Annotated in this window: 11 protein-coding genes; 6 read left to right on the forward strand and 5 right to left on the reverse strand. The window is 40.0% G+C overall.

Annotated features, from left to right (window positions below; translation table 11 throughout):
- Window positions 1-3,480 (forward strand): ATP-binding protein, encoded by a 3,480-nt coding sequence (locus tag A3K93_RS00005; RefSeq protein ID WP_067727792.1) that lies wholly within the window; start codon window positions 1-3, stop codon window positions 3,478-3,480.
- A complete protein-coding gene (locus A3K93_RS00010; protein WP_067727797.1) occupies window positions 3,474-4,394 on the forward strand; it encodes a response regulator transcription factor in 921 nt (306 codons plus the stop codon). The genes A3K93_RS00005 and A3K93_RS00010 overlap by 7 nt, the downstream gene beginning before the upstream one ends.
- A gap of 45 nt (window positions 4,395-4,439) precedes the next feature.
- On the opposite strand, the gene A3K93_RS00015 is transcribed toward A3K93_RS00010, so the two are convergent.
- The 5 genes from A3K93_RS00015 to A3K93_RS00035 form a co-directional block, all read right to left on the reverse strand.
- Complete coding sequence (locus A3K93_RS00015) at window positions 4,440-5,744, reverse strand: transposase (protein WP_442855632.1); 1,305 nt, start codon at window positions 5,742-5,744, stop codon at window positions 4,440-4,442.
- Between the two features lie 85 nt (window positions 5,745-5,829).
- A complete protein-coding gene (locus tag A3K93_RS00020; RefSeq protein WP_067727799.1) occupies window positions 5,830-6,531 on the reverse strand; it encodes a phospholipase D family protein in 702 nt (233 codons plus the stop codon).
- A gap of 64 nt (window positions 6,532-6,595) precedes the next feature.
- Window positions 6,596-7,324: a hypothetical protein gene (locus A3K93_RS00025; RefSeq protein WP_067727800.1), complete on the reverse strand. Its 729-nt coding sequence runs from the start codon at window positions 7,322-7,324 to the stop codon at window positions 6,596-6,598.
- Between the two features lie 84 nt (window positions 7,325-7,408).
- A complete protein-coding gene (locus tag A3K93_RS00030; protein ID WP_067727801.1) occupies window positions 7,409-7,918 on the reverse strand; it encodes a GNAT family N-acetyltransferase in 510 nt (169 codons plus the stop codon).
- Window positions 7,919-7,990: 72 nt separating this feature from the next.
- A complete protein-coding gene (locus A3K93_RS00035) occupies window positions 7,991-8,731 on the reverse strand; it encodes an outer membrane protein OmpK (protein ID WP_067727804.1) in 741 nt (246 codons plus the stop codon).
- 704 nt (window positions 8,732-9,435) lie between these two features.
- On the opposite strand from A3K93_RS00035, the gene A3K93_RS00040 reads away from it, so the two are divergent.
- From A3K93_RS00040 to dsbD, 4 genes are all read left to right on the forward strand, one after another.
- A complete protein-coding gene (locus A3K93_RS00040) occupies window positions 9,436-9,810 on the forward strand; it encodes an HPF/RaiA family ribosome-associated protein (RefSeq protein WP_067727807.1) in 375 nt (124 codons plus the stop codon).
- A 127-nt stretch (window positions 9,811-9,937) separates the two neighbouring features.
- Entirely contained in the window at window positions 9,938-10,480 is a 543-nt protein-coding gene (locus A3K93_RS00045; protein WP_067727809.1) for an ankyrin repeat domain-containing protein, read from the forward strand.
- Between the two features lie 15 nt (window positions 10,481-10,495).
- Window positions 10,496-11,251, forward strand: coding sequence for a transporter (locus A3K93_RS00050; RefSeq protein ID WP_067727811.1), 756 nt, complete (start codon window positions 10,496-10,498; stop codon window positions 11,249-11,251).
- A 67-nt stretch (window positions 11,252-11,318) separates the two neighbouring features.
- A complete protein-coding gene (gene dsbD, locus A3K93_RS00055) occupies window positions 11,319-13,055 on the forward strand; it encodes a protein-disulfide reductase DsbD (RefSeq protein WP_227509872.1) in 1,737 nt (578 codons plus the stop codon).
- The last annotated feature ends 14 nt before the right edge of the window (window positions 13,056-13,069 follow it).

Consider the following 13,069-nt stretch of genomic DNA (forward strand, 5'->3'; position numbering starts at 1 on the left):
ATGGACACAAATGCCAATCCAAGCCAAGCTCCTCAGCGTGTGATTCATACTCGGCGCAAGTACAACACTTGGGTCGTGGATGAAAGTATTGAAGATTACGCACTGAGATATGCACCGAAATCTGTGCGTAAATGGTCCTTGGGTACAGTAACCAATACCGCAATTGCCGCAGTTAGCTTTTTGGCGATGGAAGCACTGGGTGCCACCATGCTTTGGCAATATGGCTTTAGCAATGCATTTTGGGCATTGGTAGTTGTCTCTATCATTATTTTTCTAACCAGTTGGCCGATTGGCTATTATGCAGCACGTTATAACATTGACATTGACCTTCTCACGCGTGGTGCGGGCTTTGGCTACATCGGCTCATCTATCACTTCAGTGATTTATGCCAGTTTCACCTTTATTTTCTTTGCCTTTGAAGCCGCGATTATGGGTCTGGCTTTGGAATTGGGCTTAGGAATTCCGCTAAGTTTGGGTTATCTGATTTCGTCAATCATCATTTTACCACTGGTCATTAAAGGCATTGGTTTCATTAATAAAGTCCAAGCACTGACACAACCAATATGGTTATTCTTATTGCTATTGCCTTGGTGCTTTGTATTGGTGAAGCATCCGAGTTTAGTTAATGAAATTGCGCTGATTGAGGGCATTAAAAGTCAGAGTGCAGGCTTTGATTTGGTGTTTTTTGGTGCATCGTGTACGGTTCTATTTGCGTTAATTACCCAAATTGGTGAGCAGGCCGATTATTTACGCTTTTTACCCGATAAAAAAAATATAAAAAGAAAATGGAACTGGGCTGTTTTTTTTGGCGGCCCCGCTTGGATTATCGCCGGCTTTATTAAAATTTTTATGGGTATGTTGTTAATGGCATTGGCACTGAAGTTTTTGGTGCCATCAAGTGAACTTACCGATCCGAATTATTTATATTGGATTGCATTTCAGCAGGTCGTGAATCATCCAGGCTTGGCACTCTTCCTCACCGTACTGTTTGTCTGTATTGCGCAAATCAAAATTAATGTCACCAATGCTTATGCAGGCTCACTCGCTTGGTCAAATTTCTTTGCACGTTTAACCCATAGTCATCCAGGCCGTATTGTCTGGCTCGTATTCAACATCTTTATTGCATTGTTATTGATGGAACTAGGGGTGATTCATGCTGTAGAGCGTGTGCTTGGTTTATATAGTAATGTGGCATTGGCATGGATTGGCGCTTTAGTTGCGGATCTAATCATCTGTAAACCGTTGGGTCTGAGTCCTAAAGGCATTGAGTTTAGGCGTGCTTATTTATATGACATTAATCCTGTCGGGGTAGGGAGTCTATTTATTGCATCGAGCATTTCACTGCTGTGTTATTGGGGTGTATTTGGGCATATTGCTCAATCACTTGCAGGTTTTATTGCTTTAGGTACAGCGATGCTCTGCGTACCGATGATTGCCTATTTAACCAAGGGCAAATATTACCTCGCACGGAAAGAAAAGCCGATTCTAGAATGTGTGCAAACCCAAACCTGTGTGGTCTGTGAGCATGATTATGAACTCGCAGATATGGCAAGTTGCCCGGCCTATAGTGGGCATATTTGTTCGCTGTGCTGTACCTTAGAAGCCCGCTGTCATGACTTGTGTAAACCACATGCACGTTGGTCTAATCAATTACGTATTTTTGCGGCTTGGTTTTTGCCTAAATATTGGGTACAGCACATTAATACACGTCTAAGTCTGTATATCTTATTGGTCTTTGTATTAGGTGTGGTATTAGCGGTCAGCCTGAGTTTAGTGTATTTGCAGGAACTCTCCAATACCGCAAATTTATTCCAGCAGTCAGATGCGTTGTTAACGCTCTTTATTAAAATTTATGTGGTTTTATTTTTGCTGCTTTGTGTGGCTGCATGGTGGCTGGTTTTAAATGATGAAAGTCGTCGGCAAGCGCAATTAGAAAGTAACACCCAAACGCAGCTGCTGATGGATGAGATTGAGGCGCATAAAATTACCGATCGCCAACTCCAAGATGCCCGCATTCAAGCAGAAAAAGCCAATGAAGCCAAAAGCCGTTATGTGGTTGGGATTAGTCATGAACTGCGTACCCCACTGAATAGTATTTTAGGTTATAGCCAGTTACTGCAAAAGCAGGAACAACTCTCAGAAAAAGGCGAAGCTGCACTTGGGGTGATTAGCCGCAGTGGTCAGCATCTCACTTCACTTATTGATGGTTTACTCGACTTAGCGCGTATTGAAACAGGGAAAATTTCTTTGGAAATGTCGAATATTGATTTTCCTAAATTCCTTGATCAAATCGTACATATGTTTGAACCCCAGTTTGCACAGCGCCAACTCGATTTTAAAGTTGAGGTCAGTGACAAGATTCCTCAATATGTTCGAATTGATAAGAAACGGCTGGAACAAGTTTTAATTAACTTATTGGGCAATGCGCTGAAATTTACAGTTTCAGGTGAAGTTAAATTCAAGGTCGACTATCGCTTTCAAACGGCATATTTTGAAATTCAGGATACAGGCTGCGGAATTGCTGAAGAGGATCTTGAACGTATCTTCCAACCTTTTGAGCGTGGTCATAATGTGGTTCAAGGCAGCTTTGCTGGCACGGGATTAGGTCTACCAATTGTTAAATTATTGGTGGATATTTTAGGTGGTGAACTGAAAGTCAGCAGTCAGCTACAACAAGGTTCAGCCTTTAAAATAAAGCTGTATTTACCGTCTAAATCATTGATTCATCCGATTGCTGATGTCGCATCCAATACTGTTGTTGGCTATACAGGTAAACGCCGAAAAATTTTGGTGGTGGACAATGAATTAACAGACCGTGGACTAGTCTTAAACTTCTTACAGCCCTTAGGTTTTATCTTGGAAGAAGCTGAATCTGGACTTGAATGTTTGCGTAAAGTGCCTGTGTTTAATCCTGATTTGATCTTGATGGATCTAAGTATGCCGATGCTCGGTGGATGGGAAACCGCTAAAATTTTACGTAAAAATAAAATTACCAATGTGCCTATCATCATTATCTCGGCGGATGCCAATGAGCGCATGCAAAATCCAGAAACAGATGTATTGAACGAAGACTTCTTAGTTAAACCTGTTGATCTGAATCTGTTGCTCAATAAAGTGGGCGATAAACTTGGTTTGAAATGGATTCAGCAAAAAGATGCAGTCAAATCAATTGACGCTGAGGCGAATGAACCTGTCAATGCAGTGCAGATGGTCGAATCAGCTCAGATTGAAAAAAAGATAGAAATACAGTCGCTGAATTTAGAAGATGCGATTAAGCAATTAAAACAGCATTTAGAAATAGGGTATATCCGCGGTGCAAAACAGCAACTTGCACAATGTGAACAGGATTTTGCCATGTACCATGAATTATGGCAGCAGATTGAAAACGATTTAAAACAGTTCGACTTTAAGAAATCTATACAGCGTTTACATGAACAGTTTGCGCCAGTAGATCAGGATAATGGGAATGGGGCATGTTAGAAAGTATTTTGATTGTAGATGATATTCCTGAAAATCTAAGCCTATTGCATGAAAGTCTAGATCAGGCAGGTTACCAAGTCTTGGTGGCGACCAATGGTTTTAGTGCCATAGAAGTCGCTCACCGTTCCCAGCCTGACATGATTTTGCTGGATGGCAGCATGCCAGAAATGGATGGTTTTGAAACATGTCTGCAATTAAAAGCGAGTCCTGTGACCGAACATATTCCTGTGATTTTTATGACGGGATTAACCGAAACTGAGCATATTTTAAAAGGCTTTCAGGTCGGTGGTGTGGACTATGTGACTAAGCCCTTGAATATTGATGAAGTCCAAGCACGTGTGAAAACACACTTACTCCAAGCACGTTTAATGCATCAACAAAAGCAAATGTTAGATGCGACAGGCAGTGCCATTTTATCCCTTGGATTAAATGGTGAAATTATTTGGCAAACACCAATTGTCAGTGAACTTCTTCAAAAGCATGATGTCGATCTGGGGCATTTCCAAAATAGCTTAAAAATTTGGCTAGAAGATTTACTCAAACAGCCTGATCAAGCAAATTTACTTCATGGTCAATATGGGCATCAGCACCAACAACTGCAATTAAATTTGTTAACCAAAATTGAGGGGGAGCGTTTCTTTAAACATGTATTGGTGCAGCTCAAAGAACAAACTCAAATGCCGAGCGCAGAGGAAATTGCACAGGCATGTCCAACCCTAACACCACGTGAAGCCGAAGTCATGCATTGGGTGACGATGGGTAAAACCAACCGTGATATTGCCGAAATTTTGCAGCTCAGTCCGCGTACGGTGAATAAACACTTAGAGCATGTATTTGAGAAGCTTTTTGTGGAAACACGAACAGCGGCAGTGTTACACGTAACTTCTGCTTGTCAGAATCAGGCGGTTGCTTAATTCATTGTTAACCCTCTCTATAAAGGCATAGGTATCTACACATCTTTAGGTACCTAGTGCAATAGTTGCGATTTCATTCAGTTCATCTATTGAATATTCTGAGAGCAGTTGAAGAGTATTTAGTAAAATCGAGAGTCCTGCCAATATGGCAGGCGCACTCTCTACCTTGCCTCTTTTCTGTTGTCTACCTGAAAGTCTAGTCAAAAATGCACGGACTTTCTGATTTTGTTCATCTGTACAGCGCTGTACTCTCCACGTCAACACACAAGCCATACAACTGATTAGCAAACGCCTTAAAATCGCTTCTGGCGTAGTCTGAAGCCATGACTCAATATCATGGCCTGCTTGCTTGAGAAGTTTGAAATAACATTCGATTGACCAACGCCAGTAATACCAAGTCGTCAGTTCTACTGCGGTAATCTCAGTTGGTACATTACTGATCAATGACCATCTTGCAACTGTCTTTTCATTAATATCTTTAACCACCGCAATAATCAGTCTAGCCTCAATTGCAGCACCTTTCTGAGGAGTAACTCTTTGACCTAAACAATCTTTTTTATTTGATTTTGCAGCACGGGTAAGCCGAACATTGGTTTCTCCAACATAAAGCATATGTTGATTACCCTTATAAGAAATGGGTTTCACTTGCTGTATTTCGATACGTTCAGCAACTTCTCCAACTTTACATATTTCACCCTGATGCTCAATCCGATTTCCTTCCTTTGCTCGAATAAGCCATTGAAAACCATGACTGCTTAATTCCCTGAGATGAGCAATGGAATCTCCTTCACGATCAATAATATGTACGCAGGTTTTATCAAGAGGAAACTGTTCAACTTTTTGAATTTGTTCAGAAAGGGAGTCTAAATGGGTTTTACGTTCGGTCTGTTGCTCATTGAATGTCGAATAGCAACCTGAAGCACTAGAAAGGGTCTGAGCTAATGGAGCAACAGGAAGTCCAGAAGCAGCATCAACAAGTAAGCTCGTTTGTAATTCATAGCCTGAGTCGTACTGATGTGTCCTTTGGAGTTTTTGGGTTTTATTACGATGTGTCACATATTGGATTTGTGACCAATCATGAATAACTAAAGCATAACGATGCAGCGATGTCTTAATCTGATCACAAGCAAGTTTTTGAATAGGTTCATTTAATTGTTTAAATGAGATTTTATCATTATTTAAAAACCGCCATACAGCTTGCGTCGTTGCGAAACTATTTTTTTGAGCAGAGGCAATATCTTTGATTGCAGGAGCAAGTGAAGCAAGAGGATTCATATTGAGTTGAACAAGGTTGTTGTAACGTTTGACAAGGCGCTGATCTAAGCGAGAGATGTTAAAATTGAAGAGCATGCTCTTCAATTTAACGCAAAACATGGAAATTGTGTAGATACCTATGCTATAAAGGAGAGGGTTGATGGTTTGGAAAAAACTATATTTATAACTCTGTAGTGTCATTCCATAAAAAATAACCGCCATATTGACTTGGGCGATATTCACCACCTTTTAACTTTCCTTCGTCTGTTAAAAAGTGCTTTCCATTTTCATTGAGTTTTAGAAAACCTTTCTCAACCAGTTTTTCGAGAAGATCAGCGGTTTTAAGTTTATGTTTAGCGGCAAGTTTTGATGTGGTTAATTTACTGAAGTTGTTTTCATCTTCATTATCTGTTTCTTCTGTAGTTGCTGTCTGTTTAACAGCATCAAGCGTGATTCGAACTTCTTCACTAATACGAATAATTCGCTGCGCTTCTTCATACGCATCTTTAAAGACGTCATCATCTTCATATTTGCGGACAGAAATTCCCATTTCATTATTATTGACTTGGCTAAACTCATAAAGGTTTAGGCTTGAAATAATACATTCAGATTCATTGAGGTAGCATTTAGCATGTAAGTTCTTACAAAAACTAAGGCGAACATAGTCCAGTTTCTGAATCCATTTAATCTCTTCAGGATGTAAGTCACTTTTACCATAGACAATACGAACATCAATCTTCAAACGATCTTTATCTTCTAAAAGTTCTTTAATACGATCATTGAGACGTAAATAAGGACTGATAAGAATTAAACGCTCTTTGGCATTTTTGATGAGTTCTTCTAAAAAGAAATTCGTTGCGCTGGTGTTTAAGAACTTAGCCATGGATCCCCTCAAATGTTATATCTTATGTTTATTTTATAGGCATAAGATATAGTGAAAAGGAGCATCACTCAACCTTTAAGAATATCCCGTTAGCTGAAACATTATGCCCAAAACCACAACCTGAAATGTCTCCACTTTGTTTTAGTAAAGCACGTTGCCCAAGCTTGGGATCAAATTCAAAAGATACATCAATTTGGCACGTCTTCGAATGGTATTGGGTCTGCGTCTTATTAAGGGCTAACGTTGTTTCAAAGTCACCTATATTGGGTCCATAGATCAGACTGCGTGCGCCCATATAAAGCCCATTAAATTGAACCAAATAATCTTGCTTTTGGCGGGTAACTTTTAAGGTATTCCATTGACCAAATCCCGCATGCTGTACATAGGTTCCAGCTAGATTTAGATCACGCTTAGGGCTAGGTAATTGCTTTAAATTATATTGACTGATGCTCGAGTTTGGGAAAACCGAATACCACGCGCGTGACCATCCGGGTTGATGGAGCTTGCTATAGGTTAAACCCACATTGTTATACGCGAGCTCAATATCTCGCTGTGATAACTGCACACCACTGTCATCTTCATTAGCCGCACAAAATGCGGTCCATACCGCCTGATTCTTAAATTGTTTTAACGCTTGTGTATATTGTTTTTGGTCATAATTTTTTTTGCCTTGCAGCCCAAAGTTTTTAATTTTACTGCATTGCTGTTTAAGCTCTTGTTCGTAACTTGCATCTGCAAATACAGACGGTGAACACATTAAACTTAAGCTCAAACAAAGAAGAGATTTATTCATGGCGAATACTTAAATCACAAGTTGATAGCATTAAACCTAGCAAAAGTTATGGCTTTGAATGATGTAAGTTTGTAAGAATTGAACTCATTCATCCAAGATCAATTGCATTAAAACCAAATCACGCCATTGTCCAAACTTTTGCCCTACTTGCGGCATAAAACCTGTTTGTTGAAAGCTGAATTTACGATGTAAATGAATAGATGCTTGGTTCTCAGAGTCAATGGCTGCAACTATGACATGCTTGTGATGACGTTTGGCATGTTCAATTAGTAGGGTTAATAAACGTGAACCTAGACCATAGCCAGAATAATGTTCTTTTAAAAAGATCGATAATTCAACAGTCCGACTAAAGCCTTGAATATGGCGAAAATGAGAATAATCGGCATAGCCTACAATGTCTTGACTTGAGGTTTCTTCAACCACAAAAAAGGGGAAATCATGGTCTTTTAGATGGTCGAATAGACGCTGAAAATGTTCAGGATTAAATGGTGTGGTATTCCATGTTGCACAACCTGTGGTGACATGATGATTATAAATCTGTTCGATCGCGCTCAAGTCACTATATTTTGCAGCTCGAATGTTAAATTGATTCATGATCTATTCTTATCGGATTCAAAATAAAAAAAGCAGAACCGAAGTTCTGCTTTTGAGCATACATCACATCAATTAGAAATGATATTTAACCAATGCGCTGACATCGTGTTGGTCGATATCAGTACCGTATTTGTTGTTCCAAACAGAATGTTCAATACCGACATACAGTTTAGTTGCTGGAGAGATGTGTTTACCTACATTCCACTTGTATTGAGACGTCCAGTTAAGTTCACTTTTGTGATCTTTTTCAGCAGTAGACCAGTCAAGGAATGCGTCAGCTAAGAATTCTTCAGAGCCGATTTTAAATGGAATCGCATAAGTGATTGTCATTTGATAATCATCATCTTGCACATCGTTTTCAGCTTTGTAGAAGTTGATATTGGCATAGCTTGTATAAGGTACGTCTAAAGAGAAGCCGATACCATATAGGTAGTTGTTGAAGTTACTATCATCACTACTGTTACCTTCCCAAGTTGTTGCAATCAATACGTCTTTGATCGGACCAACTTCTAATTTTTTACCTGTAACAGCACCAAGGCTAAGACGTGGTGAAACTTCGAAATAGGTTGCATTGCCGTCACCATCATTATTGCTACGGTCAGCGAAAGCAAAGAAATCACCATATTTTAAGCCAGCTGCATATTCAGCAGTAATTGTGCTTTGATCAAGCTTTTCATCACCTGCTGCATATGGTGATTTATAATTTTCGCCATAAAGTGCAGTTAAGCTAAAGTCTTGCCATACAGGTGCAGCTTGAGCCACAGCAGCAGTTGAAGCCAATGCACAAAGTGCCGCGATTTGTTTAAGTTTCATTTAAAATCTCTCCCCCAAGAAAGCAGAATAAGCATACAGATTAATCAGTAAAAATAAAGCCTAAATCGACCATTACCTATAAATCTTTAAGTTCTTCAGAGGCTTTATTTGAATTTCATCAAATTAATTCAATACTTTTCTGATGATTTTCTATGCTTTAAGTTGGATTCAACAAAAAATTATTTTAATGCCACGTATTTATTAATTTTTACGCTATTTTATGGTGAAGCTCCGCCATGTGGTAAGTACCACGTGGCGAGTTTTTAACTGAATAAATAGATTTGGATTAAAAGTGATGTAAATCGAATTAGTTTGAAATAAAGAATGAGATCTAGCGCAAACTTATCATTGAGTTGGTCAGAATCTTCAAAATGCAGCTTTATTTTAGTGATCAGTGTTACGTGAATAAGGTGATAAGTGAACGTATTGGAGTTGTGTTTGGGTTTTTAAGTAAGGGGTTGTCACAACGCGTTATTCTTTTGCTAAAAAATCAAAATAGCACTTGCAAAATTTTGAGATAGAGCCGATATTCGAAGTATAAGGACACGGTTCTGCAGACTCATAAAAGTGTTCATCAATTCAAAGTGGAGGGTTTAACCAAAACGATTTGAATCAGTGAAATGCGATATAAAACAGCAAGCTATAGACGTGCCAAGATAAAAATTTTGCACTCAGAAAGTGATAAAGAATGAGGATGGTAATTTATGAACATCGAGCTTCGTACAGATAAAAACATTCAAAATAGTGATCGCTTAATTGCGTATGTAAGTGCAGAATTAAACCAAGAATTTCAACGCCACAGTGAGCGTATTACCCATTTTTCAGTTCATCTTAGTGATGAAAACGGTGCCAAAGGTGGTGAAGATGATATTCGCTGTATGATTGAAGCGCGCCCAGCAGGAATTAAACCTGTCGTAGTCAATCATCGCGGTCATAATATCGCAACTGCTATTCACGGTGCGATTGATCGCTTAAAACGTAGCATCGAACATGTCATCGAGAAAAAAGACACAGTCAAGAAAGAGACTTTACGTGGTGGGCAGTTAGAACCTGCGATGGAAGTCGATATCGACGATTAATACAGAATTTTTAAAAAAGCCCTGCGGGGCTTTTTTTACATAAATCCAAAATATAGTTGCCTGATCTGAAAACAAAATCGACTTTATTCGGCATAATAGAGCAAAACGAATTGAAGTGAGTTCCATCATGTTAACCGCGCAACAGCAGCTTTTTGTGCAAGCCCTCGAAGAATTAAATATTAGCCAAATCAAACAGCTTTTAGCCGATGGACTCAATCCGAATTTTGTCGATTTTGAAAAAGGTCCTGTAATTTCAGTTTGGTCAGATGGTCTATTTAAATGGTGGGAAGAAGTCTGTGAAGCCTATGAAGCAGGCCAAGCACTTAGTGCTGAACAAAAACAAGAAAAATTAGCGATTCATCTTGAGATTTTAGACACATTGATTGCAGCAAAAGTAAATCTACATTTATGGGATGCTGAAGAAATTTATGGTCCACTTTGGGATGCCGCAAGTGCTGCATGTGTACCTGCCGTTCAACGCCTATTGGATGAAAATGTTGATCCAAATACCAAAGATGAAGATGGTCTGACTATTCTCTCATCCATCAGTGACTTATTCTTCGACTGTGATTTTGACGAAATTAATTGGGCAGAAGCGCTCGAAGAAGAAAAACAAACGCTCGAATTATTACGTAGCCGCGGCGCGAAAATGAGTAAAGAATTGAACTAATCAAGGTAAGCCAGTATGACAATCGTTAAAGCATTAGGATGTGCAGCTCTTCTAGGCGTAAGTGCACAGGGATTTGCAGCTGCATTTGAATTTGACCGTCCAGGGACTGGTTTTGGAACATCGACCACACCTGTAGGGAAATTGGCATGGGAACAATCACTCCCTAGCGCAAGCTATGTGAAATCAGGGGATGAAACTACCACTACCTTAAATGCAGACATGTTATTGCGTACTGGCTTGACTGACAGTTTAGAGTTGCAAGTAGGTTGGGATGGTCCAGCGTGGTCAAAGACCAAGGTGGCAGGTACATCAACTGAAAATGATGGCTTAGGTGACATCAATGTCGGCTTGAAAAAATCAATTGATTTACAAGATGAACAACTGTCATTTGCAGTTTTAGCTCAAGCGGTTATTGCCACAGGAAATGATGAATTTTCTGCTCAGGATGATCTTTACCGTTTAGGCTCAAGCGTGGCCTATCAATATAATGATGATGTTAATACCTCGATTAGCATGTTCTATGAATGGCAAGATGGGGATTGGGCAATTACTGCGGTTCCAACCTTACAATATCAAATTGCAGGACCATGGTCGGGCTTCTCTGAATTGGTCTACCGTAAGCAAGAAAGTCAGGATAATGAATACGCACTTGGCACAGGTATCATGTATAGCGTGAATGATCGCATGCAACTCGATGCTACAGTGGGTGTCGATTTAGATGGTTCAGCACGTAGTTACAATGCAGGACTGGGCGTTGCTTTCTTATTTTAATCGCTACGGAATATAAGAAATGACTTGGGGGAAAGGCTTCGTTTATGCATGTGGGCTGACATTCAGCATGACGCAAGTGAGTTTTGCTGAAACACCACTGTTAAGTGCAGAAGAAGCGCTTCCTATCCAAGTGATTTCAACTAGTTCAAATCAGGCTGAACTGAGCTGGAAGATTCCAGATCAATATTATTTATATCAACATAAGATTGAAGTTCAGCAGGGCGATCAATCTGTTACACTTAATCTTCCTCAAGCTGAAGACCTACACGATGACAACTATGGTCAGGTGAAAGTCTATTATCAGCAGCTCGCATTCAAAATCCCGACACAGGCTAATCAGAACTATAAAGTGACATGGCAGGGCTGTGCCAAAGATCGGATATGTTATCCACCGCAAAGCATTCAGTTTAAAACAGATCTTTCAGGATTGGTTCAAGTCGAAAGCAATGCGGCCCCTAAAAAGCAGCTAACTGATTTAGTTGCTGATAGTGAGGCCGATTTAAATACCACATCAAGTGAATCTACTACACAAGACGCCTTTCAGCAGAAATCTCAGGATACCGCCCAAGATCAGAAATGGTCAGAACGCTTAGCCAATAGTCCATTTATTTATGGGGTTTTGCTCTTCTTTGGGTTGGGCATGTTACTTGCGTTCACGCCATGTTCTTTGCCCATGCTGCCGATATTAACCGCGCTGATTGTCCGTGATCGGAAAGGGCTCAATGCAGGACTGATTGCACTTACATTTGTAACCAGTATGGCAACGGTCTACGCCGTATTAGGCTTGGTTGCCTCATCCGCTGGATTAAACTTCCAGCGTTGGCTACAACAACCTGTCACTTTGATGGCCTTTAGTGGCTTATTTGTACTCTTTGCACTGAATTTATTTGGGTTATTTGAGATTAAATTACCGCAGGCAATCACGCAGCGTTTAGACCGAATCCAGTCTATGCAAAAGGGCGGTAGTTTGCTTAGTGCCAGTGTTATGGGCATGTTGTCGGCATTACTAGTAGGGCCATGTATGACGGCTCCATTGGCTGGAGCATTACTGTTTATTTCTCAAACCCAAAGTCAGTGGCAGGGCGCGATTTTACTGTTTGTGCTGGGTTTGGGTATGGGGATGCCGCTGTTATTGGCAAGTATTTTAGGCTCCAGAGTTTTACCACGTGCAGGCGAATGGATGAACCAAATCAAGGTGCTGTTTGCTTTTATTATGTTGGCATTGGCGCTGTTTTTCCTGCGTCCATTACTTTCAGAAGCTACCTTACAATGGCTGTCTTTAGCACTCGGCATTAGCTTTGTTATTTATGTACTGTCTAAAATATTTTGGAAACGCTCAGGATTAAGATGGCTATATCTTGCTTGTTTAATCGTTTCAGTCCCTTATATTTTGTATACGCAATATCTGCATAGCCAACGGTTTTTTCAGCAACAAGAAACGAGCAGCATCAATTGGCAAGTCGCACATACTGCGAACGAATTTAATGCCTTGATTGCGCAAGCACCTAAAGGTCAGTCGATTGTGATTGATGTCTATGCTGACTGGTGCGTGGCTTGTCAGCCGATTGAACATCGTATTTTGAAAGATCAAATCGTGCAGCAAGCCCTTGCGCCATTTGTATTAATTAAACTGGATTTAAGTCAGTATGACCAAGCGCATCAAGCCTTGTTAAATCAATGGGAAATTTTAGGACCACCGACTTATTTATTTTTAGATGCATCACATCAAGAACGTCGTGAGCTACGCTTAACCGGTGCATTTACCAAAGCTGAATTACTTAAACAACTTGAGAAATTACAGTAAATAAAAAAGGATAT

Origin of the sequence: Acinetobacter sp. NCu2D-2, from assembly GCF_001647675.1 — a bacterium.
Lineage (GTDB): Bacteria > Pseudomonadota > Gammaproteobacteria > Pseudomonadales > Moraxellaceae > Acinetobacter.

Coding starts and splice junctions, on each gene's coding strand:
- A3K93_RS00005 (WP_067727792.1), top strand. CDS start 1: ATGGACACAAATGCCAATCCAAGCCAAGCTCCTCAGCGTGTGATTCAT.
- A3K93_RS00010 (WP_067727797.1), top strand. CDS start 3,474: ATGTTAGAAAGTATTTTGATTGTAGATGATATTCCTGAAAATCTAAGC.
- A3K93_RS00015 (WP_442855632.1), bottom strand. CDS start 5,744: ATGCTCTTCAATTTTAACATCTCTCGCTTAGATCAGCGCCTTGTCAAA.
- A3K93_RS00020 (WP_067727799.1), bottom strand. CDS start 6,531: ATGGCTAAGTTCTTAAACACCAGCGCAACGAATTTCTTTTTAGAAGAA.
- A3K93_RS00025 (WP_067727800.1), bottom strand. CDS start 7,324: ATGAATAAATCTCTTCTTTGTTTGAGCTTAAGTTTAATGTGTTCACCG.
- A3K93_RS00030 (WP_067727801.1), bottom strand. CDS start 7,918: ATGAATCAATTTAACATTCGAGCTGCAAAATATAGTGACTTGAGCGCG.
- A3K93_RS00035 (WP_067727804.1), bottom strand. CDS start 8,731: ATGAAACTTAAACAAATCGCGGCACTTTGTGCATTGGCTTCAACTGCT.
- A3K93_RS00040 (WP_067727807.1), top strand. CDS start 9,436: ATGAACATCGAGCTTCGTACAGATAAAAACATTCAAAATAGTGATCGC.
- A3K93_RS00045 (WP_067727809.1), top strand. CDS start 9,938: ATGTTAACCGCGCAACAGCAGCTTTTTGTGCAAGCCCTCGAAGAATTA.
- A3K93_RS00050 (WP_067727811.1), top strand. CDS start 10,496: ATGACAATCGTTAAAGCATTAGGATGTGCAGCTCTTCTAGGCGTAAGT.
- dsbD (WP_227509872.1), top strand. CDS start 11,319: ATGACGCAAGTGAGTTTTGCTGAAACACCACTGTTAAGTGCAGAAGAA.